19 protein-coding genes are annotated in these 22,162 nt (G+C 60.2%); 11 read left to right on the forward strand and 8 right to left on the reverse strand.

The annotated features are described in order from the left end of the window. Positions 1-5: 5 nt before the first annotated feature. The 5 genes from ACQKIK_RS14000 to ACQKIK_RS14020 all read left to right on the forward strand — a co-directional run bounded on the left by ACQKIK_RS14000 (position 6) and on the right by ACQKIK_RS14020 (position 8,424). Complete coding sequence (locus ACQKIK_RS14000; protein WP_499136371.1) at positions 6-1,079, forward strand: imelysin family protein; 1,074 nt, start codon at positions 6-8, stop codon at positions 1,077-1,079. 2 nt (positions 1,080-1,081) lie between these two features. Next, positions 1,082-2,176, forward strand: a complete 1,095-nt coding sequence (locus ACQKIK_RS14005) for a DUF1513 domain-containing protein (RefSeq protein ID WP_499136372.1) — start codon at positions 1,082-1,084, stop codon at positions 2,174-2,176. Positions 2,177-2,293: 117 nt separating this feature from the next. Then, positions 2,294-3,919, forward strand: a complete 1,626-nt coding sequence (locus ACQKIK_RS14010; RefSeq protein ID WP_499136373.1) for a methyl-accepting chemotaxis protein — start codon at positions 2,294-2,296, stop codon at positions 3,917-3,919. Positions 3,920-4,209: 290 nt separating this feature from the next. Further along, on the forward strand, positions 4,210-5,352 hold the full coding sequence (locus ACQKIK_RS14015; RefSeq protein WP_499136375.1) for an efflux RND transporter periplasmic adaptor subunit: 1,143 nt from the start codon (positions 4,210-4,212) through the stop codon (positions 5,350-5,352). A gap of 24 nt (positions 5,353-5,376) precedes the next feature. Then, entirely contained in the window at positions 5,377-8,424 is a 3,048-nt protein-coding gene (locus tag ACQKIK_RS14020) for a multidrug efflux RND transporter permease subunit (RefSeq protein WP_499136376.1), read from the forward strand. A 52-nt stretch (positions 8,425-8,476) separates the two neighbouring features. Here ACQKIK_RS14020 and ACQKIK_RS14025 read toward each other — a convergent pair whose 3' ends face one another. The 5 genes from ACQKIK_RS14025 to ACQKIK_RS14045 form a co-directional block, all read right to left on the reverse strand. Next, positions 8,477-8,707 (reverse strand): hypothetical protein, encoded by a 231-nt coding sequence (locus tag ACQKIK_RS14025; protein WP_081262947.1) that lies wholly within the window; start codon positions 8,705-8,707, stop codon positions 8,477-8,479. Between the two features lie 209 nt (positions 8,708-8,916). Continuing rightward, positions 8,917-10,566: a chaperonin GroEL gene (gene groL / locus ACQKIK_RS14030; protein WP_127839924.1), complete on the reverse strand. Its 1,650-nt coding sequence runs from the start codon at positions 10,564-10,566 to the stop codon at positions 8,917-8,919. A gap of 57 nt (positions 10,567-10,623) precedes the next feature. Then, a complete protein-coding gene (locus ACQKIK_RS14035) occupies positions 10,624-10,917 on the reverse strand; it encodes a co-chaperone GroES (RefSeq protein ID WP_019340746.1) in 294 nt (97 codons plus the stop codon). A gap of 249 nt (positions 10,918-11,166) precedes the next feature. Next, the gene (locus ACQKIK_RS14040) at positions 11,167-11,631 is read right to left on the reverse strand and encodes an FxsA family protein (RefSeq protein ID WP_045425010.1); all 465 of its coding nucleotides are present in this window, start codon (positions 11,629-11,631) and stop codon (positions 11,167-11,169) included. Between the two features lie 126 nt (positions 11,632-11,757). Then, complete coding sequence (locus ACQKIK_RS14045) at positions 11,758-12,462, reverse strand: HugZ family pyridoxamine 5'-phosphate oxidase (protein WP_499136378.1); 705 nt, start codon at positions 12,460-12,462, stop codon at positions 11,758-11,760. Between the two features lie 100 nt (positions 12,463-12,562). Between ACQKIK_RS14045 and ACQKIK_RS14050 the strand changes: the two genes are divergently transcribed. Then, positions 12,563-13,321 (forward strand): SDR family oxidoreductase, encoded by a 759-nt coding sequence (locus ACQKIK_RS14050; RefSeq protein WP_064480455.1) that lies wholly within the window; start codon positions 12,563-12,565, stop codon positions 13,319-13,321. A 56-nt stretch (positions 13,322-13,377) separates the two neighbouring features. On the opposite strand, the gene ACQKIK_RS14055 is transcribed toward ACQKIK_RS14050, so the two are convergent. Beyond that, the gene (locus ACQKIK_RS14055) at positions 13,378-14,394 is read right to left on the reverse strand and encodes a DUF481 domain-containing protein (RefSeq protein ID WP_045425007.1); all 1,017 of its coding nucleotides are present in this window, start codon (positions 14,392-14,394) and stop codon (positions 13,378-13,380) included. A 128-nt stretch (positions 14,395-14,522) separates the two neighbouring features. Here ACQKIK_RS14055 and ACQKIK_RS14060 point away from each other — a divergent pair, with 128 nt between their 5' ends. Next, the gene (locus ACQKIK_RS14060; protein ID WP_463309533.1) at positions 14,523-14,894 is read left to right on the forward strand and encodes an MGMT family protein; all 372 of its coding nucleotides are present in this window, start codon (positions 14,523-14,525) and stop codon (positions 14,892-14,894) included. Between the two features lie 36 nt (positions 14,895-14,930). After that, positions 14,931-16,631, forward strand: coding sequence for an AmpG family muropeptide MFS transporter (locus ACQKIK_RS14065; protein ID WP_499136379.1), 1,701 nt, complete (start codon positions 14,931-14,933; stop codon positions 16,629-16,631). A gap of 48 nt (positions 16,632-16,679) precedes the next feature. On the opposite strand, the gene ACQKIK_RS14070 is transcribed toward ACQKIK_RS14065, so the two are convergent. Together ACQKIK_RS14070 and ACQKIK_RS14075 are read right to left on the reverse strand one after the other, a co-directional pair. Next, complete coding sequence (locus tag ACQKIK_RS14070) at positions 16,680-17,504, reverse strand: mechanosensitive ion channel family protein (RefSeq protein ID WP_499136380.1); 825 nt, start codon at positions 17,502-17,504, stop codon at positions 16,680-16,682. An 88-nt stretch (positions 17,505-17,592) separates the two neighbouring features. Continuing rightward, positions 17,593-18,072 carry a YajQ family cyclic di-GMP-binding protein gene (locus ACQKIK_RS14075; protein ID WP_045425002.1) on the reverse strand — a complete coding sequence of 160 codons (480 nt, stop codon included), beginning with the start codon at positions 18,070-18,072 and terminating at the stop codon, positions 17,593-17,595. Between the two features lie 143 nt (positions 18,073-18,215). Between ACQKIK_RS14075 and ACQKIK_RS14080 the strand changes: the two genes are divergently transcribed. The 3 genes from ACQKIK_RS14080 to ACQKIK_RS14090 are packed head-to-tail and all read left to right on the forward strand — an operon-like array spanning position 18,216 to position 22,156. Continuing rightward, positions 18,216-19,181, forward strand: coding sequence for a response regulator (locus tag ACQKIK_RS14080; RefSeq protein ID WP_045425001.1), 966 nt, complete (start codon positions 18,216-18,218; stop codon positions 19,179-19,181). Beyond that, positions 19,181-20,098 carry a putative 2-dehydropantoate 2-reductase gene (locus ACQKIK_RS14085; protein ID WP_499136381.1) on the forward strand — a complete coding sequence of 306 codons (918 nt, stop codon included), beginning with the start codon at positions 19,181-19,183 and terminating at the stop codon, positions 20,096-20,098. The genes ACQKIK_RS14080 and ACQKIK_RS14085 overlap by 1 nt, the downstream gene beginning before the upstream one ends. A 42-nt stretch (positions 20,099-20,140) precedes the next feature. Beyond that, entirely contained in the window at positions 20,141-22,156 is a 2,016-nt protein-coding gene (locus ACQKIK_RS14090) for a sensor histidine kinase (protein ID WP_499136382.1), read from the forward strand. Positions 22,157-22,162 lie beyond the last annotated feature (6 nt).

Consider the following 22,162-nt stretch of genomic DNA (forward strand, 5'->3'; position numbering starts at 1 on the left):
GCAACATGTACCCCAACCGAATCTTCCGTGCCGTCACTGCCACCGCACTGGGCCTGCTATTAGGTGCCTGTGCGCCATCCGATCCATACGCCCAGACGAGCCAGGCACTGACCGACGAGGTCCTGTTGCCGGCCTATGCCGGCTGGGCCGAAGCCAACCGCCGTATGGCAGCCAGCAGCATCGCCTTCTGCGCAAACAATGAAGAACTAGCCGACGCGCGTCAGGCATTTCTGCAGGCGCAGCTGGCCTGGGCCGGATTGCAGCCCTTGCTAATCGGGCCGATGGGCGAAGGCAACCGGGCCTGGCAAGTACAGTTCTGGCCGGACAAGAAGAACCTGGTCGGTCGGCAGGTCACCACACTGCTGAAAAAGAAGCCGCAGCTGACCCAGGCCGATCTGGAAAATGGCAGCGTCGTCCTGCAAGGGCTATCCGCCTATGAATACGTGCTCTACGACAAGGCCGTCGATCTGACCGACAGCGCGACCAAGGCGCGCTACTGCCCTCTGCTGCAGGCTATTGGTGAGCATCAGCAAAAGCTCGCGGCCGACATGCTGTTGGCATGGGAAGCCAAAGACGGCATGGCCGCACAGCTGAGCGAGTTTCCCAACGAGCGCTACGCCGAATCGACCGAGGCGATCGCCGATCTGCTGCGTGTCCAAGTCACTGCACTGGACGGCCTGAAGAAAAAACTCGGCGCCCCGCTGGGCCGGCAGAGCAAAGGTTTTCCACAGCCGTTCCAGGCCGAAGCCTGGCGCAGCGACGCGACACTTCCCAGCATCGATGCCGCGCTCGCCGGCGCTCAGCAGCTCTGGCTGGGCACGGATGGGAACGGCCTGAAGGCGCTGGTGCCGGCCGAACAGGCTGAGCTGACCAAGCGCATCGATGTCGCTTACGAAACGGCGCGCCAGCATCTGGTGGATATCATGCTGCCGTTCAGCGAGTTGATTGCCGACGAAGCCGGTCGAGCACGTCTCGATGCGCTGTACCAGGACATTGATGCCTTGCATCGCCTGCATCAGACCGAGCTGGCGCGCGCCCTCGGGGTGCAGATCGGCTTCAACGCCCACGACGGAGATTGACCATGAAACGCCGTGCTTTCCTGGGTCTGGGCAGTGCGCTGGCCGCCGCGTCAGCCGTTGGCGGCTGGACGTTGACGCATCACACCGAACAACCGTTGCTGCTCTCGGCGCGTAACGATGCCGATGGTCGCCACTATGCGGTCGGCTACCGGCTCGATGGCAGCCAAGTATTTGCCACGCCGGTCAAGGAGCGCTGCCACGATGTCTACGCGCATCCGCATTTGCCGCTTGCAGTGTTCGTCGGGCGTCGACCGAGCCGTGAGAGCTACCTCATCGACAGCCGTGACGGGACGCTACTACAGGTACTGGCGTCCCCACCGGACCGCCATTTCTATGGCCACGGTGTATTTCACTCCAGCGGCGACTGGTTCTATACCACCGAAAACGATACCGCCGAAGCCGGTCGCGGCGTGCTTGGCGTCTACCGCGTCGAGGACCGCCAACTGATACGGAGCGATGAGCGCTCGACCCATGGTATCGGCCCTCACCAACTGCTATGGATGCCCGATGGCGAGACGCTGGTGATCGCCAATGGCGGCATCCGGACCGAGGCCGACAGCCGGGAGATGATGAATCTTCACGCCATGGAGCCCAGCCTGGTGCTGTTGCACCGCGACGGCACGCTGATCAGCAAGGAACAATTACCCGAGCAGATGAACAGCGTGCGTCACCTTGCGGTGGCAGCGGACGGCACGGTGGTGTCAGGCCAACAATATGAAGGCGACCCGATGGATTCGGTGCCATTGCTGGCGATCAAGCGCCCCGGTCAGGCGTTCCAGGCGTTCCCGCTGGGTGAATCGCAACGCCAGACCATGAACCAGTACACCGCCAGCCTGGCGATCAATGACAGCCTACGCCTGCTGGCGGTGACCGCGCCCCGTGGCAACAAGGTGTTCATCTGGGACCTGGATACAGCAGCGCTGCGTGAAGAGATCCATCTACCGGACTGTGCTGGCGTCGCGGCAGTCGAACAAGGTTTTGTTGTCAGCTCAGGCCAGGGTCGCTGCCGCCTCCTCGACTGCGCCGGCAAACAGGTCGTCAGTACCCCGCTGCAGCTACCCGCAGGGCTTTGGGACAATCATCTGCGACTGGTCTGAACGCCTTCAAGTATCGAAGAAAGCGGCCGAAAAGCCGGCGAGCGAACAGTCTCCTGACTGCCCGCTGGAAACTTGCCCCCAGGGCAAGCGCATCCTTTTCGATACGAGAACGCCCAGATGTTCCTGAAAAAATCCCTGCGTGCCCAGCTGCTCGCGCTGATCGGCGGCAGTTTGTTGTTGATGCTGGCCATCGCGCTCGCCAGTTTTTCGTTTCTCTCCGATGACATCGGGGCATACCAACGTCTTCTCAGAGGCCCGATCGAAGCCTCACGCCTCATCGATCAATCCAACCTCGAGTTCAAAGTTCAAGTCCAGGAGTGGAAAAACGTCTTGCTGCGCGGCAAGTCTCCAGAAAATTTGACCAAATACTGGCAAAGTTTCGAGGAGCAGGAACGCAAGGTACAGGCGCTGCTTGGCACGCTGATACAAGCCAGCCAGGGCGACCCCGCGCTGGCCGGCCAGATACAAAGCTTGCGTGACGAACACCTGAAACTTGGCACGGCCTATCGCGCGGGACGTGACGCATTCATCGCGGCCGGTGCGGATCCGGTTGCCGGCGACGCGGCTGTCAAAGGCATTGACCGCGCCACCAGCGAGCAACTCAGCGCCCTGGTCGCACGGCTACGCGAATCGGCCCTCAGCAGCTCGGAAACCATCAGCCAGGCGGCAGACCGGACCATCACCGTTGGGGCCCTGATCATGCTAGCCGCTGGCGTGTTGATCGGCCTGCTCAGCGCCTGGCTGGTCAATCGCAACCTGATCAATCCGATCCGCCATCTGATCGATCATGTTGCCAATCTCAGCAAGGGCAACTTCAGAGAGCGTGTGGACACCAGCCGCGCCGATGAGCTCGGTCGTCTTGCGGTAGCCGCCAACGTGCTGCGCGACTTTCTCGCCGATACCTTCACCCGTTTGCAGCGCAGCACATCAGATTTGGACACCGCCAGCGGGGAGCTCAACGCCATTGCGGCCCTGATGGGACAAGGTACTCGCGAGCAGTTTTCCCGCACCGATCAGGTGGCAACAGCGATGCACGAGATGTCTGCCACCGCGCAAGAGGTTGCGCGCCACGCAGCCGACGCTGCGCATGCTGCAGACGCGGCGGACCACTCTGCGCAACAAGGCGAGGCCATGATGCGCTCGACGATCGAAACGATCACCCACATGCGCGGCGAGATTAGCAATACCGCTAGTGTCATCCGCCGGCTGGAGGCCGACAGCGGCCGTATCGGCAAGGTGCTGGACGTGATTCGCGGCATTGCCGACCAGACCAACCTCCTCGCGCTGAACGCTGCCATCGAAGCCGCCCGTGCCGGTGACGCTGGCCGCGGCTTTGCCGTGGTGGCGGACGAGGTTCGCACATTGGCCAAGCGTACCGCTGACTCCACGGCGGAAATCCACCACATCATCGACACCGTACAGACGGGCGCCGTGGATGCAGTGCGGGCAATCGAAAACGGCCAGGCTCGCAGCGATGAAGGGGTTGAGCAGGTCACAGAAGCGGGCGGCATGCTGCAGCGCATCACGTTGGAGGTGGAAGCGATTCGCGACATGAACCGTCAGATCGCGACCGCTGCAGAGGAACAGACATCGGTCGCTGAGGACATCTCGCGCAACCTGACCGAGATCACCGCCATCGCCACAACCAATCAAGACAACGTCGAGCGCACCGAGAAAGCCAGCCAGAACCTGCATGGGCTGTCCGCTCAGCTCAGCGAAGTCACTCACCGCTTGGCCGGTTGATCACAGCAATACGGCGCTGCCCATTCAGGGCCAGGTGGAATTTTGTCGACAGGTAACTAGGGGTCAGGGGCGCCATTAGCGTCCCTTCCCTTACCTTCAGACGAAGCGTGATATCCCGCTTTACTTGCACCCAGTTCGCGGCTAACTTCCTTTCTCCCTCTGCGCCAAGGCCTGGATCAAAGCGCCCTGAGCGGTGCGTAACTGCGCCAGGCCTCGGCTGGTGTATTCGATACGGCTGCTACGTTCCACGGCCATGGCAGCCGGCTCATCACTCCAAGGAATACGGAAAAATGTTGCGCCGCATGCTGCTGATGCTTGGCGCGGTGATCGTTGTGGTATTGACCCTTGCCGCCCTCAAGTTCAACTCGATCTACTCACAGATTCAGCAATTCAAGGCGCCAAAGCCGCCGATCAACGTCGAAGTGGTCGCCGCCAGAATGGAACCTTGGCAGAGCCGGCTACCGGCCATTGGCACGCTCACCGCATCGCAGGGCATCGACCTGTCGGTGGAAATTGCCGGAACGATCAGCGACGTGCAGTTCCGCTCGGGTGAGAAAGTGCGGCAGGGTCAGCCCATCGTGCTACTCGACAGCGAGCTCGAACAGGCGAGCCTGGCCGCCGCGGAAGCGGACCTGCATCTGGCCAAAGTGGAATTTCAGAGAGCCCGCAGCCTGATCGAGGGACAAGCCATCTCACGCAGCGAGTTCGATCGGCTGAACGCCCAGTCGCAGAAAGCCAGCGCCACGGTCGCCCAGTTGAAAGCCAGCCTGGCGAAGAAGCGCATTCTTGCGCCCTTCTCCGGAACCATCGGGATTCGCCAGGTAGACGTCGGTGACTTCGTCGCCGCCGGCACACCGATTGCCACACTGCAGGACCTGTCGACGCTGTTCGTCGACTTCTACCTGGCCGAACAACAAGTGCCCCTGCTCGCCATCGATCAACGCGTGCACGTGCAGGTAGCCGCTTTCCCCGGTGAGCAGTTCGAGGGCCGTATCATCGCCCTGAACCCCAAGGTCGAAATCACCACCCGTAACGTGCAGGTCCGCGCGGAGCTGGCCAACCCCGGTGAGCGTCTGCTGCCAGGCATGTTTGCCAATCTGCAGGTGCTGCTGCCCAGCGAGCAAAATCGGATCGTAGTACCGGAAACCGCGATCACCTACACCCTGTATGGCAATTCGGTACTGGTGGTGAAGGAAGGTCAGCCTCCCGAACCCGAGAAAGGCACCGCGGCGACCGAGAGCGACGAACCCTATCTGGTTGTCGAGCGGCGCTTCGTCAGAACCGGAGAGCGGCGCGACGGTCGTGTGATGGTCCTCGAAGGGCTCGACGCTGGCGAGCAGGTGGTGATTGCGGGCCAGCTCAAGCTGGATACCGGCGCCCACGTCGCCATCGCCAGAAAGCGCACCCTCGAACTCGAGTCCGAGGCCCGCTAAGGCTCCTAAAGGGACATTGATCGCATGGCTTTTACCGATCCATTCATTCGCCGTCCGGTGCTGGCCAGCGTGATCAGCCTGCTGCTGGTGCTGCTCGGCTTCCAGGCCTTCAACAGCCTGGTGATTCGCCAGTATCCGCAGATGGAAAGTGCGCTGATCACGGTGACCACCGCCTATCCGGGCGCCAACGCGGAAACCATCCAGGGCTACATTACCCAACCGCTGCAGCAGAGCCTGGCCAGCGCCGAAGGCGTGGACTACATGACCTCGGTCAGCCAGCAGAACGTATCGATCATCTCGGTTTACGCGCGAATTGGTGCCGATACCGACCGGCTCTACACGGAGTTGCTCAGCCAGGCCAATTCGGTGAAGAACCAGTTGCCGCAGAACGCCGAAGACCCAGTGCTGAACAAGCAAGCCGCTGATTCCACGGCGCTCATGTACATCAGTTTCTACAGCGAACAACTGAGCAACCCGCAGATTACCGACTACCTGTCGCGCGTCATCCAGCCGAAGCTGGCCACCCTCCCCGGCATGGCCGAGGCGGAGATCCTCGGCAATCAGGTATTCGCCATGCGCCTGTGGCTGGACCCGGTCAAGCTCGCCGCCTACGGACTCTCGGCGGGGGACGTGAACGAGGCCGTGCGCAAGTACAATTTCCTCTCGGCAGCCGGCGAGGTGAAGGGGCAGTACGTTGTCACCAGCATCAACGCCGATACCGAACTGAAGACCCCGGAAGCCTTCGCCGCCATTCCGCTGAAGACCCAGGGCGACAGCCGCGTGCTGCTCGGAGATGTGGCGCGGGTCGAGATGGGTGCTGAAAGCTACAACGCTATCAGCTCGTTCGACGGCATTCCGTCGGTCTATATCGGCGTCAAGGGCACCCCGAGCGCCAACCCGCTGGATGTGATCAGCGAAGTACGCGCCGTCATGCCGGAAATCGAGTCGCAGCTACCACCCGGCCTAAAGGTCACCATCGCCTACGACGCCACCCGCTTCATCCAGGCGTCCATCGACGAAGTGGTAAAAACCCTCGCCGAGGCCGTGGTGATCGTAATCGTCGTAGTGTTCCTGTTCCTCGGCTCGCTGCGCTCGGTGCTGATCCCGGTGGTCACCATTCCGCTGTCGATGATCGGTGTGATGTTCTTCATGCAGACCATGGGCTACTCGATCAATCTGCTGACGTTGCTGGCCATGGTGCTAGCGATCGGCCTGGTGGTCGACGATGCCATCGTGGTGGTGGAGAACATCCATCGGCACATTGAAGACGGCAAGACCCCGTTCCAGGCGGCGATCGACGGCGCGCGGGAGATCGCCATGCCCGTCGTCACCATGACCATCACCCTGGCGGCGGTCTATGCACCCATTGGTTTTCTTCAAGGCGTGACGGGCGCGCTGTTTCAGGAGTTCGCGCTGACGCTGGCTGGAGCGGTACTGATCTCCGGCGTGGTGGCGCTGACGCTATCGCCGATGATGTGCTCTCGCCTGCTGCGTCATGAAGAGAACCCGACTGGGCTGGCCCATCGGTTGGACCTGATCTTTGACCGGTTGAAAGTTCGCTATCAACGGGCGCTGCACGGCACCTTGGACACCCGGCCGGTGGTGTTGGTGTTTGCACTGATCGTCCTCGGGCTGATTCCCGCCCTGCTCACTTTTACTGAAAGCGAGCTGGCGCCCGAAGAAGACCAGGGCATCATCTTCATGATGGCCAGCGCGCCGCAGACGGCCAACCTCGACTACCTCAACGCCTACACCGATCAGTTCCTGACCATCTTCAAAACGTTTCCCGAGTACTACTCCTGGTTTCAGATCAACGGCTTCAACGGCGTCCAAAGCGGCATCGGGGGCTTCCTGATGACGCCCTGGGACGAGCGAGAGCGGACGCAGATGGAGGTGCTGCCCGAGGTTCAGGCGCAAATCGACAAGATCCCAGGCTTGCAGGTCTTCGGCTTCAACCTGCCTTCCCTGCCCGGTACCGGCGAAGGCCTGCCGTTCCAGTTCGTGATCAATACGGCATCCGATTACGAGTCGCTGCTGCAGGTGACCGAGCGCATCAAGGAGAAAGCCCAGGCCTCGGGCAAGTTCGCCTTTCTCGACGTGGACCTGGCATTCGACAAGCCCGAGATCGTCGTCGATATCGACCGCGAAAAGGCCGCACAGATGGGCGTGACGATGGAAGACCTCGGCATGACCCTGGCGACACTGCTTGGCGAAAGCGAGATCAACCGCTTCACCATCGAAGGCCGCAGTTACAAGGTGATCGCGCAGGTCGAACAGGCCTACCGAGACAACCCAGGCTGGCTGAGCAACTATTACGTGAAGAACGATCAGGGCGAAATGCTGCCCTTGTCCACACTCATCACTGTCAGTGACCGCGCCCGTCCCACTCAGCTGAGCCAGTTTCAGCAGCTCAATGCCGCAACCATCCAGGGCTTCCCCATCGTCAGCATGGGCGAGGCCATCGATACGTTGCGCAGCATCGCTCGCGAGGAGGCGCCGCAGGGGTTCACCATCGACTACGCCGGAGCCTCGCGCCAGTACATCCAGGAAGGCAACGCCCTGTATATGACCTTTGCACTCGCCTTGGCCATCATCTTTCTGGTCCTGGCGGCGCAATTCGAGAGCTTCCGCGATCCGCTGGTCATCCTTGTTACGGTGCCACTTTCCATCTGTGGAGCGCTGGTTCCCCTGTTTCTCGGCCTGTCGAGCATGAACATCTATACCCAGGTCGGACTTGTGACGCTGATCGGATTGATCAGCAAACACGGGATCATGATTGTCGAGTTCGCCAATCAGCTACGTCGTGAACAGGGACTAAACCGCCGAGAGGCTGTCGAGGAAGCCGCAGCGATACGCTTGCGACCGGTCCTGATGACCACTGCCGCGACAGTATTTGGCATGGTTCCGCTGATCCTGGCCAGCGGGGCCGGTGCGGTAAGTCGTTTCGATATAGGAATGGTGATCGCCACGGGCATGACCGTGGGCACCTTGTTCACGTTATTCGTGCTACCAGCCGTCTATACGATGCTGGCAAGCCCTGAGCGTGCCGGTAACGCGGCGACGGGAGATTAACCGTCGATAGTGTCAGTCAACGTCAAACGGGCAACGTAGAGGTGGAATCGACTCAACTGCGCCCTACAAGGCTCTGCGACAGCCCGTACATGAACAGCAGCAAATCCTGATCAGGTTGGGTGTTCTGTATCTCTGCGCGAGCAATACGCGGCACCGCACAGTGGCTGCTCTGGTCGCTTTGGGCAACAACTCTGGCATCCGGTTCGCTCCATGCCGCCGCACACAATGATGCGACGCCGAGCGAGCCGGCTAGGAATACTCCTCGAGCAATTTCAAGTTTCATTGCGCAAGCCTTTGTTATTTGGTGAATCGAGAAAGTCACCATAGACGACGTACTGCCAACGCGCCTGAAAAAAAGACAAATGGATCAAATTTCTTAAAGAGGCCACAGGAGCCGAGGCGACTGCATACGCCACGGTCGGATCAACCGAAACGACGGGCATAAAAAAGCCCCGCACTAGGCGGGGCTTTCTACAGCGGGAGCCGGGTGGCTTACATCATGCCGCCCATACCGCCCATACCACCCATGCCGCCCATGTCCGGCATGCCGCCAGCAGCCTTGTCATCAGCCACTTCAGCAATCATCGCTTCAGTGGTAATCATCAGGCTGGCGATGGAAGCCGCGGCCTGCAGAGCAGAACGGGTTACCTTGGCCGGATCGAGAATACCCATCTCGATCATGTCGCCGTACTCGTCGGTCGCAGCGTTGTAACCGTAGTTACCGCTGCCCTGCTTGACCTTGTCGACCACAACGCTTGGCTCGCCACCGGAGTTGGCGACGATCTGGCGCAGCGGTGCTTCGACAGCGCGACGCAGCAGAGTGATGCCCACGTCCTGATCGGCGTTTTCGCCCTTCAGCTCGGAGATCGCCTGCAGTGCACGGACCAGAGCGACACCGCCGCCAGGGACCACGCCTTCTTCAACGGCAGCACGGGTTGCGTGCAGCGCGTCTTCGACACGGGCTTTCTTCTCTTTCATTTCGACTTCGGTACCGGCACCGACCTTGATCACGGCAACACCGCCAGCCAGCTTGGCCAGACGCTCTTGCAGCTTCTCTTTGTCGTAGTCGGAAGTGGTGTCTTCGACCTGCTTGCGGATCTGCGCAACGCGAGCTTCGATGTCGACCTGCTGACCAGCACCATCAATGATGGTGGTGTTTTCCTTGTTCAGTACGACGCGCTTGGCGTTACCCAGATGCTCCAGGGTAGCGGTTTCCAGGCTCAGGCCGACTTCTTCGGAAATCACGGTACCGCCGGTCAGGATGGCGAGATCCTGCAGCATGGCCTTGCGACGATCACCGAAGCCAGGTGCCTTGACCGCAGCAACCTTGACGATGCCGCGCATGTTGTTCACGACCAGCGTCGCCAGGGCTTCGCCTTCAACGTCTTCGGCAACGATCAGCAGCGGACGACCGGCCTTCGCAACGCCTTCCAGCACCGGCAGCAGTTCGCGGATGTTGGAGATCTTCTTGTCGACCAGCAGCAGCATCGGGCTGTCAAGTTCGGCCACCATGGTGTCCGGCTTGTTGATGAAGTAAGGGGACAGGTAACCACGGTCGAACTGCATGCCTTCTACGACGGACAGTTCGTTTTCGAGGCCCGAGCCTTCTTCAACAGTGATAACGCCTTCTTTACCGACTTTTTCCATGGCTTCGGCGATGATCGCGCCGATGGAGCTGTCGGAGTTGGCGGAGATGGTGCCAACCTGAGCGATGGCCTTGAAGTCAGCGCATGGCTTGGACTGGTTCTTCAGCTCAGCAACGATGGCGATGGTCGCCTTGTCGATGCCGCGCTTCAGATCCATCGGGTTCATGCCGGCAGCGACAGCCTTCAGGCCTTCGTTGACGATCGACTGAGCCAGAACGGTAGCAGTGGTGGTGCCGTCGCCCGCGTCATCGTTGGCACGGGAAGCAACGTCCTTGACCAGCTGCGCGCCCATGTTTTCGAAACGGTCTTTCAGCTCGATTTCCTTGGCAACGGAAACGCCATCCTTGGTGATGGTCGGAGCGCCGAAGCTCTTCTCGATCACGACGTTACGGCCTTTCGGGCCGAGGGTCGCTTTTACCGCGTCAGCCAGGACGTTGACGCCAACCAGCATTTTCTTGCGAGCGGAATCGCCGAATTTAACTTCTTTAGCAGCCATGTTGATTCTTCCTCAAATTCTGTTGATGGAACGCTGTTCGCTAAAAACGAGCGCTGATCAGGCTTCGACGACGGCGAGAATTTCGTTCTCGCTCATCACCAGCAGGTCTTCACCGTCAACCTTGACGGTGTTGCTGCCGGAGTAAGGGCCGAATACAACCTGATCGCCAACCTTGACGGCCAGCTGACGGACTTCGCCGTTGTCCAGAACGCGGCCAGTGCCTACAGCGACGATTTCGCCACGGTTTGGCTTCTCGGCAGCGGAGCCCGGCAGCACGATGCCGCCTGCGGTCTTGGTTTCTTCTTCGCTGCGACGAATTACGACGCGGTCATGCAGAGGACGAAGCTTCATTGTCGATCTCTCCTAGTACAGTGGTTTCCATGCCGATGCATTCTCATCGGCGGGTTGGCAAATCCGGCGGTGCCGGTTGCGGCCCGCAATGCGAGCCGCAGAAGACGGACTGTCAAAATGCGACAGCGACCTTGCGGTGACCGCTACATGCGGGCGTCAAAAATGATTTCAAGGGCGGGACGATGATTTTTTGCATTTACAGAAGATAAAAAGGCATGCCATGGCATGCCTTGCTGGAGCGGATGCGACCTACTTGTCGCGACGTTCCCACTCCCCCTCGATGACGTTAGGCCGCTGTGGCCCGTCGCGGTGTTCCTGCTGCTGGCGCAGATCGTCAGCAAAGGCTCGGCGACGCTGAGCCTGCGCCTCGACACGCCGCCCGACAAAGCCGAGGAACAGTTTGCGCGTCGGTGGAAACAGCACCAGCAGTGCGACGACATCGCTGAGAAATCCGGGCAGGAACAACAACCCCCCGGCAAGAGCCATCATCAAGCCCTGGAGCATTTCCCGTTCCGGCAACTCACCGCGAGCCAACCGCTCGCGTGCACGCCAGGCGGTGGCAAATCCGGCCAGACGCATCAGCAGGATGCCGGCCATGCCGCTGATGACCAACAGGAGAATGGTGGGCAACACGCCGATGGAGCTGCCGACCTTGATCAGCAACGCCAGCTCGGCCAGCGGAAACAGGAGAAACAGCAGTAAGAATATTCGCATCGATAATCCTTGGCGGAAGAACGGCTTCCGATTTCGTGTAGATGACGGCGGGCTGCAGCGAATTCAACCCATCCGCCAGATAGGCTGTAACCGGATTATTCTTCGCTGCGCTTACGCGAGTATTAATCAGCGACGAGCCATCGCCACCAGTGCCTGTCGCACGGCGCCTGGGCTGGTACAGCTATCCGGAAATGCCAACCAGTGAATGGCCTGACCGATGCTCAGGTGAAAGCCTTCGCTATCGATTCCTATCATGCGCGCCTCCGGGGCAGACGGCAGGCCTGCCTGGTGAACGTAGTGAGCAATCGCCGAGCTGTGGTCCAGATTCATGTGGTCAAGCATGTCGACCTCGCCACCGCTTGCGCGTGCAAACGGATTAGCCAATGCCACCTGATCCAGCCAATGGATCGCGCCGAAGCCGCCGATGTAGCGCCAGCGCACCGGCTGCAATGTCCAGAAGTCAAAGTCGTGGACGCGGTGGTAATCGCGCGATTCCGGGAAATAACGGTAATAGCGTTCGGCCGCGGCGCCGACCGCTGCTTCGTCCGTGAGCGGCACCGCCTCGGCCAGCAGGGTGAGCCGGCCGGTTGCCTGCACATCCTCGGCGCCATGTTCGGCGACCAGCAGAGAGCAGCGCGGGTCTGCCTGCAGATTCTTCGTATGCTGGGCGATCCGACTGATCAAGATCAGCGGCCAGCCTTCTTCGTTCAAGCAGTAAGGGACTGCTGAGCCAAAGGGAAATCCGGGCATGGCCTTGGAGTGAGTCGAGAGCACGCCGCGGTATTCCTTGAGCAGGAGTTGTCGGGCATGCTTGGCGGCTTGAACGCTCACGGGTGTTCCTCAACAGGGACGATTCGGCAGGGCATCAGCATAACGGTTTCGTCAGCGGACGTCGTTTACCGACGTCGGCAGGCATAGATAGGAGATAGGCATGCAGCTGAAAGACAAGGTCATCATTATCACCGGCGGTGGCCAAGGGCTCGGACGCGCAATGGGCGAGTACCTTGCCAGCAAAGGCGCCCGCCTGGCGCTGGTCGACCTTAATCAGGATCGGCTGGATGAAGCCGTGGCAGCCTGCAAGCACGCTGGCGGTGACGCACGCGCCTACCTGTGCAATGTCGCCAACGAAGAGCAGGTTAGCCACATGGTGAGCCAGGTCAGCGACGACTTTGGTGGCCTGGACGGCTTGGTCAACAACGCCGGCATTCTCCGCGATGGGCTCACCATAAAACTCAAGGACGGCGAACTGTCGAAGATGAGCCTGGCGCAGTGGCAGGCGGTGATCGACGTCAACCTCACCGGCGTATTTCTCTGCACCCGCGAGGTCGCCGCGAAGATGGTTGAGCTGAAGCGCCAGGGCGCGATCGTCAACATTTCCTCGATATCCCGTGCCGGCAACATGGGCCAGGCGAACTACTCGGCCGCCAAGGCCGGCGTGGCTGCAGATACCGTGGTGTGGGCGAAGGAGCTGGCGCGCTACGGCATCCGCGTGGCCGGTGTTGCACCCGGCTTCATCGAAACGGAAATGGTCGCGAGCATGAAACCCGAAGCGCTGGAGAAAATGACTGCCGGGATTCCGCTGAAGCGTCTGGGCAAACCGCAGGAGATTGCCCACTCGGTGGCCTACATATTCGAGAACGACTACTACACCGGACGCATCCTGGAGCTCGACGGAGGCTTGCGGCTGTAGAACACCAGAAACGAAACCGGGCGCACTGAGGCGCCCGGTCGATCACGCTATAAGCCTTACCAGCCCACGCCGAATCCGATGCTGTAGCGGGTTTCGTCCATATCGTTCTCCGCACCGCTGACGATGTCCTTCTCGGCCTTCATGTTGAGCGACGCCCAGTCGGTCACTTTGTAACGCAGCCCCATTTCCGCGTCGAATTGATAGTCGGCGACATTTTCCAGTGGCTTGCCGATCTCACCGTTACTGAATATCTCGAAGGTCTTGCCCACCAGATAACGGTTGTAATTCCACTTCATGGCCAGCGAGTAAAACTGCTCCGTATTGCCGTTGGCGAACTCGTAGTCACTGCGGTTGGCCAGCGATGCCAGCGAGAACGCGCCCAGTTCGTTGTCCCAGAACTGGTAACCCGGACCTGTACCCACAGTGCGCTGACGCCGAACGTCCTCGATCTTGTCACGCTTGTATTCCAAGCGACCCTGCCAGAACCAGTGCTCATCGAGGAAGCGGTCCAGCGCGTACTCAGCCTCCCAGTTATCGGTGGCAGTTACACCGTCGCGGTACTCCCGGTTGTAGGCGCCGGAACCGTTGTGACGCCACAGGCCATGGCGCGCAGAGGTTTTGAACGAGATGTCATAGTCATCCGTATCAGTTTCGGCACGTTTGTAGTCCAGCGCTACGTCAACGTTACCCTTCCAGGTCAGGTCCTGAATGAGTGGCTTCGGATGGATAATCTGGGTGATCGACTTGAGCGGGACCGTACGCGGCGCGCCACCATTACTCAGCGTGACCATGCCGTCATCGGCCGCTTGTAGTGATTTCGCGACCTCGCCAGAGGCATCGTCCTCCTTGACCAGCAACTGCTGGTTGCTTTCCAGTGTCGCGACCTGGCTCCATTTCACCGGAATGGAGCCACCGTACTCGGTTTCGATGAGCAGCTTGCCGCCATCGAGCACGCTGATCTTGCCGGTCAGGCGATCACCGTTCTTCAGCCACACGGTGTCGGCAAATGTCGGCAGAGAAAGCGTCGAAAGAGTTACGCAAAGCAGGGTTCGTGAGAGCGGTCGGGAGAACATAGGCAAGAGGGCGTCTGCGGGTATAAGAGAAAGGCAGGCATTATCCTTATGCGCCCCAAGACAACAAGCGCTGGCCGCCAAACGGAGCCTCGAATCACCACCAGCCTCATCACTAATGGAGCCTTTGCATGACGCGCCAGCCCTCTGATGCAGCGCACAGCGATCCCCGCACCGGTGACGCCGAAACCCGACGTGCCGCGTTATATCTGGCATTGGCGCAGATCCCCGAAGGCAAGGTCACCAGCTATGGCGAACTTGCCGCCGTCGCCGGGCTGGGCCGTGCCGCACGTTGGGTCGGGCGGGTCCTGTCACAGTTGCCTGACGATACGCGTCTGCCCTGGCACCGGGTGATGGGCGCAGGCGGTCGCCTGAGCCTGGCCGCCGGAACCGTCTCCGGCGAGGAGCAACGTGCCCGACTTCGCGCCGAGGGTGTGCAGGTGGTCAATGACCGCGTCGACATACGTCGGCACGGCTGGCATTCGGCGGAGCACAGCGGGTAGAGTGCGCGCTTCATGTTCTGTCCCTGATTTGCTTTTATGTCCCGTGAAACCTGGCGCGCCGCGCTAGCCGCCTATGCCAGTCCAGCCTCACTGACTCTGCTGATCCTTGGCTTCGCTGCCGGGCTTCCTGCGATCCTGGTTTTTTCCACGCTTTCTGTATGGTTGCGCGAGGCGGGTGTGTCTCGCGAGACCATCGGTTTTGCCAGCTGGATCAGCCTGGCGTACGCGTTCAAATGGGTTTGGTCGCCGATGCTCGACCAGTGGCGGTTGCCCTGGATTGGCGGCTTGGGCCGGCGACGCTCGTGGCTGGTGTTGTCGCAGGCGGTCATCGCGATCGGCCTGATCGGCATGGCCATGTGCAATCCGCAACAGAACCTGACCATGTTGATCGCACTGGCCGTGGCGGTGGCTTTCGCCTCGGCCACGCAAGACATCGCCATTGATGCCTATCGGCTGGAAATCGCCGAGGACAAATTGCAGGCCACGCTGGCCGCGAGCTACATGACCGGTTATCGCGTCGCCATGCTGTTGGCCAGCGCCGGGGCACTGTTTTTAGCCGAGTGGCTGGGCTCTAGCAACGTCGAATACAGCCAGGCCGCCTGGGCCACGACCTATATCGCTTTTGCTCTCCTCATCCTGCCGGGCCTTGTCACCAGCCTGTTGATTCCCGAACCCCAAGGCGCCGCGCCGCTGCCTCATGGGCCGTCCAGATTCAGCTTCAACCATCAGATGGCTGCGGTCGGCCTGCTGCTGGTGCTGCTGATTTCCGTTCCCGCGATGATCAACGCACTGATCGCCCAGGCCTGGCCACGTGCAACGCTGTATTTGCTGTTCATCATCGGTTCGCTGTCACCCTGGGGACGGTCGCTGATGGTTCCGGTGCGCCAGATGCTCCAACAGGCTGGTCAGCGCCAGCGCCCGGCACGCTTCGATTTTGTCCACCAGGCCGTATCGGTGATCGTTCTGATCATCCTCATGGTGTCTACAACCGGCATGTTCCAGTCCTACTGGGGCGGCTACTGGCCACGCGGCACCATGTATCTGCTGATTTGCTGGGGCTGCCTCTCCGGGCCGGGGCGGATTCTGATGGGACCGGTGCTGACGCCCATCACCGACTTCATCCTGCGCTATCGCTGGCAGGCGCTGTTACTGCTCGGACTGATCGCTACCTACCGGATGTCCGATACGGTAATGGGCGTCATGGCGAATGTCTTTTATATCGACCAGGGCTTTAGCAAGGATCAGATCGCCAGTGTCAGCAAGCTTTTTGGTTTAATCATGACCCTGCTTGGCGCTGCGTTTGGCGGCTTGCTGATCGTGCGTTTCAGCATCTTGCCGATTCTGTTCATTGGCGGTGCGGCATCGGCCGCGACCAATCTCATGTTCATGTTGCTGGTGGAAATGGGCGCCAACCTCAACATGCTGATCGTCACGATCTCATGCGACAACTTCAGTGGCGGGTTGGCCTCGACCGCATTCGTTGCCTATCTTTCGAGCCTGACCAATCTGAAGTTCTCTGCGACCCAGTACGCCCTGCTCAGCTCGTTGATGTTGCTATTGCCAAGGCTATTGGGCGGCTACTCGGGCGTGATGGTCGAGCGTCTCGGTTACAGCAACTTCTTTCTGGTGACTGCGTTGCTCGGCATTCCGACGCTGGTACTGATTGTCTGGCAATGGACACGCAGTCGCCCGCAATCCACCAGCGCCGAGCCGATATCCTCGACCGAACATAGCTAACGAAAAAAGCAGGCTACTGCCGGCTTTTTTCATCTTGCAAAGCAGGTCTTAACGCTGGGCCAGGTGTACCACCCGCTGCGGGAATGGAATACCGATTCCGGCTGTGTCGAAGCGCTCCTTGACCAACTCAGTAAAGCCGAAGGTCACCGGCCAGAAGTCACCGGTGGCGACCCACACCCGCAGCGACAGATTCACCGAACTGTCGGCCAGTGCGACCACATGGACCACCGGCTCCGGATCGCGCAGCACACGCTCATCTTCAGCAATCTCCAGCAGGATCTTGCGCGCCAGTTTGATGTCGGCGCCGTAGTCGATACCGATATTGATGTCCGCGCGACGACGCGGCTCGCGGGAATAATTGGTGATATGGCCATTCGAAAGGCTGCCGTTGGGCACCACGATGGTTTTGTTATCGGCAGACTTGAGGACGGTGTGGAAGATCTGTATCGAGTGCACAGTCCCGGATACGCCCTGAGCTTCAATCCACTCACCGACGCGGATGGGTCGGAAGATCAGAATCAGCACGCCGCCAGCGAAGTTGCCCAGGCTGCCCTGCAACGCCAGGCCAATCGCAAGGCCGGCTGCACCGATTACAGCGATAAATGAGGTGGTCTCGACGCCGATCATCGACGCAACGCTGATCAGCAAAAGTCCCTTGAGGATGACGCTCGCCAGGCTCTCGATAAAGCCATGCAGCGAAGCGTCGAACTGGCGGCGCTTCAATACGCCACCCAAATTCCCGACGAGCTTGTTGATCAGCCACCAACCGATGAGGAAGGTGAAAAGCGCCAGCGTAACTTGTGCGCCGTATTGAACGACCACAGGCAACCAGGCCTCGGAAAGCTCGCCCAGGTAATCGACACTGAAATCCATTGAAAAGGAATCTCCTTGGGGGCACCGAGCGCCCAAACTAGGGCCGCTCGGCAAATGCGGGATGTGGCACGAACGTGCCGGGGGGTGATCAATCGCGGAAGTTATTGAACTGCAGCGGCATTTCAAAATCCTTGGCGCGCAGCAGGGCGATGGCTTCCTGCAGGTCGTCGCGTTTCTTGCCGGTCACACGCACCTGCTCACCCTGGATGGCCGCCTGCACCTTGAGCTTGGCCTCCTTGATGTACGCTACGATCTTCTTAGCCAGTTCCTTGTCGATACCCTCGCGCAGCACCACTTCTTGCTTGACGGTCTTGCCGGATGGATAGGGATCCTTCAGCTCCAGACACTGGATATCGATCTTGCGTTTGACCAGGCTCAACTTGAGGATTTCCAACATCTGCTCCAATTGGAAATCTGCGTCGGCGGTCAGATTGATGGTCAGTTCCTTGAATTCGAAACTGCCTTTGCCACGCAGGTCATAGCGCCGGTCGAGTTCCTTGACAGCGTTATCTACCGCGTTGGTTACTTCGTGTTTGTCCAGTTCGGACACCACGTCGAACGAGGGCATGGGCTTCCTCCTGTGGAAACGGCGCAAGGGTGTGACCCAACGCGCTTAGCTTGACGGTTCAAATGCGCCATCATTATAACTGTTCGCGCTGCTCAGGCCTTTCCATTCCCTGTTGCAGCCCCTCTCCTTCTCCGAGTCCGTGAATGCCCAACCCCCAACTCAGCATCCTGGTGGTCGACGACGCCAAGTTCTCCAGCGTGATGATAGGTCGCGCACTCAGCAAGGCCGGGTACGAAGACATTCGTTTCGCCAACAGTGCCAGCGCGGCGTTGGAGCTGATTGAACAACGCCCCGCCAATGTTCTCCTCGCTGATTGGCTGATGCCGGAAATGGACGGCCTGGAGCTGACCGCTCAGGTCCGCCAGCAGGACGAGATGTCCGATCATTACACCTACATCATTCTCCTGACCGGCCGCGACGGCCAAGACGTGCTGAGCAAGGCCTTCGATCACGGCGTGGATGATTTCATCGGCAAGTCGGTGATGAACGACCAGCTCGTGCCCAGGGTGTTTGCCGCCGATCGACTGTGCGGCTCACTGCAACGGCTGATGCGCGAAAACCGTCTATTGACCGAAAACATCGCCAGTCTGGAAAAGCGCAACCTGATCGACCCGATCACGGGGCTCGGAAACAGTCGTTACTTGCATCAGCGCCTTGGCGACAGCTTGCGCCAGATCGAAAGCCGCGGCGGTGCGCTGTGCTTTCTGCTGATAGGCTTGCCGGAGGTTCCCAGCCAACGGGAACGCTACGGTGAACAGTTTCATCAGGACCTGCTGCGAGGTATCGCGAGACGTCTCCAGCAACTGGTACGCCCGCTCGACGTCCTCACCCGCCTGGACGATCGCCATTTCGGCGTCCTGACGCTGATTGAGGACTTGCGCGCGTGCGCTCCGAGCAGTTTCAAGCGGCTGCATGAAGGACTCAACCTCAAGGCGTTCAAGACCGACGAGGGCTTCATTTCAATCAAGGCCGGTATCGCGATGATCAGCCTCGATGCAAGCGCGCTGCCGGTCGATCCCAAGCGGGTCATCGCAGAGGCTGGATCGTTATTACCTGACGCATACGCCACGGGACGTATCGTGCCCATGCGGTACAAGCAGCCCGCCTGATGGCTGACACCTGGCACGTACTGGGTGCCGGCAGCCTGGGCGGGTTGTGGGCGACGCGCCTGTTTCGCGCCGGCGTGCCGCTGCGCATTATCCTGCGTAATCCCCAACGGCTTGCCGAGTACCACGCCGCGGGAGGGCTTACGCTGATCGAGAATGGTGCGAGCCATGTCTATCCAATACCGGCAGAGCTACCAGGGGCTACGACACCGATAGAACGGCTACTGGTCGCCTGCAAAGCCTATGACGCAGAAGCCGCCGTCGCGGAACTAGCGCCGCGACTTGCCAAACAGTCGGAAATCCTCCTATTGCAAAACGGCCTGGGCAGCCAGCAGGCCATTGCGACACGTTGGCCGGAGAGCCGCTGCATCTTCGTTTCCAGCACCGAAGGGGCTTACCGTCAGGCCGACTTTCGAGTCGTGCATGCCGGTCGGGGCCAGAACTGGCTCGGCGATCCGGTCAATCATCAAGCGCCGCCCTGGCTTGCCGAGCTGGACATGGCGGAGATTCCGTACGTCTGGGCGGACGACATCATGGCCAAACTCTGGCGAAAGCTGGCGATCAATTGCGCCATCAACCCGCTTAGCGTGCTGAACGATTGCCGTAACGGCGAATTGCTGAATCATCCCGAGCCGCTGCACCGGCTCTGCAGCGAGCTCAGCGAGGTGCTGCGGGCATGCGGCCAGCGCGCAGCCGCCGATGGGCTCGAGGCGGAAGTGTTGCGCATCATCGAGGCGACCGCGCAAAACTATTCATCGATGTATCAGGACGTGCGTAGCGGGCGCCGAACCGAAGTCGGCTTTCTGCTTGGGCAGGCTTGCCGGGCCGCACGTCAGCATGGTCTCGCAACACCCGAGCTGAACGAACTGCTCGAGCGACTCCAGACGCTCCTGCGCTGTCACGGATTGCCCGCCGACTGAGCCCCCGCTACCCTGCAGAAACACCTTTCGCCCGTGCCTGCCATGACTCTGCGCCAGCGCCTTGAAAATCTTCCGGTCGGCCGCAAGCTGCTGATCGCCTTGCTCGTGCTGCTGGCGGCCTTGCTGCTGGTCTCCAACCTCACGTTTATCAGCGCGGCCTATTGGATATCGCGGCAGAGCGTGGCGCCCCAGGCCATGCATACGCTCGGGGCGCTATTCGCAACACCTGAGCTGAGTGATCGCGCCCTGCAATCCAAAGCGGCTGCTGACGAGCTGCTGGGGAAGCTGAACGAATACGCGCCGCTGCGGGCGGCTGTGGTGTATGACCGCACGGGGCGCAGCCTGGCTGAACTGTATCGTGGCGATCGGCTGGACTTACCGCAGCAGGTGAGCGACTTGCCGGAGTGGCAGAAGAGCGAGATGCGCGCCAATCTGTTGATCGAGCTGCCACAGGCTGCGGGGCCATCAGGTCATCTATTGATGGTCGCCAGCAGCGAACTGCCAGGCGCGTTCTACACGGGCACCTTGACCGCCAGCCTCGCCATCCTGCTCGCCAGCCTGCTGCTATGGGCGCTGGTGGCACGGCAGATTCGTCGTCTGATTACCCGGCCGATCCGCGACCTGGAAGCCCTGTCCCGCCAGGTGACCCGAGAAGAAGACTATTCCCTCAGGGCGACACCGAAAAACCGGGACGAGATCGGCCACTTGGCCGATGCCTTCAACACCATGCTATCGCGCATGGAGGCTCGCGAGCAGCAGCTCAAGCGCGCCCGTGACGATGCCCAGGAAGCCTTCGATCACGCCCAAGGCCTGGCAGAGGAAACACGTCATTCCAACCGCAAGCTCGAGCTCGAAGTCCAGGTTCGCAGCAAGATCGAAAAGAAACTCACCGGCTTCCAGAACTACCTGAACAGCATCATCGACTCGATGCCCTCGGTACTCATTGCGCTCGATGAGCAACTCTACGTGACCCAGTGGAATCAACAGGCCAGTGTGTTATCCGGAACGACAATCGATGACGCCTTGAACCAACCCGTTTTCATCGCCTTCGAGCCGCTAAGGCCGTTCCTGACTCAGATCCGTCGTACATCCGAGCATCATCAGGTCGAGAAGATCGAACGTGTCACCTGGGCCTTCAATGGTGAGCCTCGGCATTATGCATTGACGCTCTACCCCCTGATGGGCGGTGGCGGTCGGGGCGTGGTGATCCGCATCGACGACATTACCGAGCGGATCAACATGGAAGAAATCATGGTGCAGTCGGAAAAGATGCTCTCGGTAGGCAGCCTTGCCGCAGGTATGGCGCACGAGATCAACAACCCCCTCGGCGCCATCCTGCACAACGCACAGAACATCCGCCGGCGGCTATCGCTTGAGCTTGAGCGGAACCGTGATGTCGCTCTGGATACCGGGGTCTCGCTGGAAGCCGTCAACCTGTATCTGCAGCAAAGAGAGATCCCGCAACTGCTCGACGGTATTCAGCAAGCCGGATCGCGAGCGGCCAAGATCGTCAGCCACATGCTGAGTTTCAGTCGCCTGAGCAACCGGCAACTGGCGGAGTGCCCGCTGGCCGTGCTTATTGACCAGGCGTTGGAGATTGCCGGCAACGACTTTGCGCTGATGGACGGCTTCGACTTCCGCTCTATTGAAATCCTTCGAGACTTCGATTCCCTGGTGGACCGCGTCCCCTGTATCGCCAACGAGCTCGAACAGGTGCTGCTGAATTTGTTGAAAAACGCCGCCCAGGCTATCCATCAGAAACCGGAGCGAGGCCGCGGGCAGATCATCCTGCGCACACGGCTGAATCCGCCTTGGTGCGAAATTCAGGTCGAAGACAATGGCAGCGGAATTCCTGAACATATCCGCAAGCGAATCTTCGAGCCCTTTTTCACCACCAAGGAGGTGGGCCAGGGAACCGGGCTGGGTCTTTCCGTTTCGTATTTCATCATCACCAACAATCACAAGGGCCAGATGGAAGTGCAGAGCAGGCCGGACCAAGGCACCTGCTTTACGCTGCGCCTGCCGCTGACATCCGCTACTGAACCCAACAACAGCTGAATCAAG

This window comes from Pseudomonas sp. NPDC047961, assembly GCF_050272435.1.
Lineage (GTDB): Bacteria > Pseudomonadota > Gammaproteobacteria > Pseudomonadales > Pseudomonadaceae > Stutzerimonas.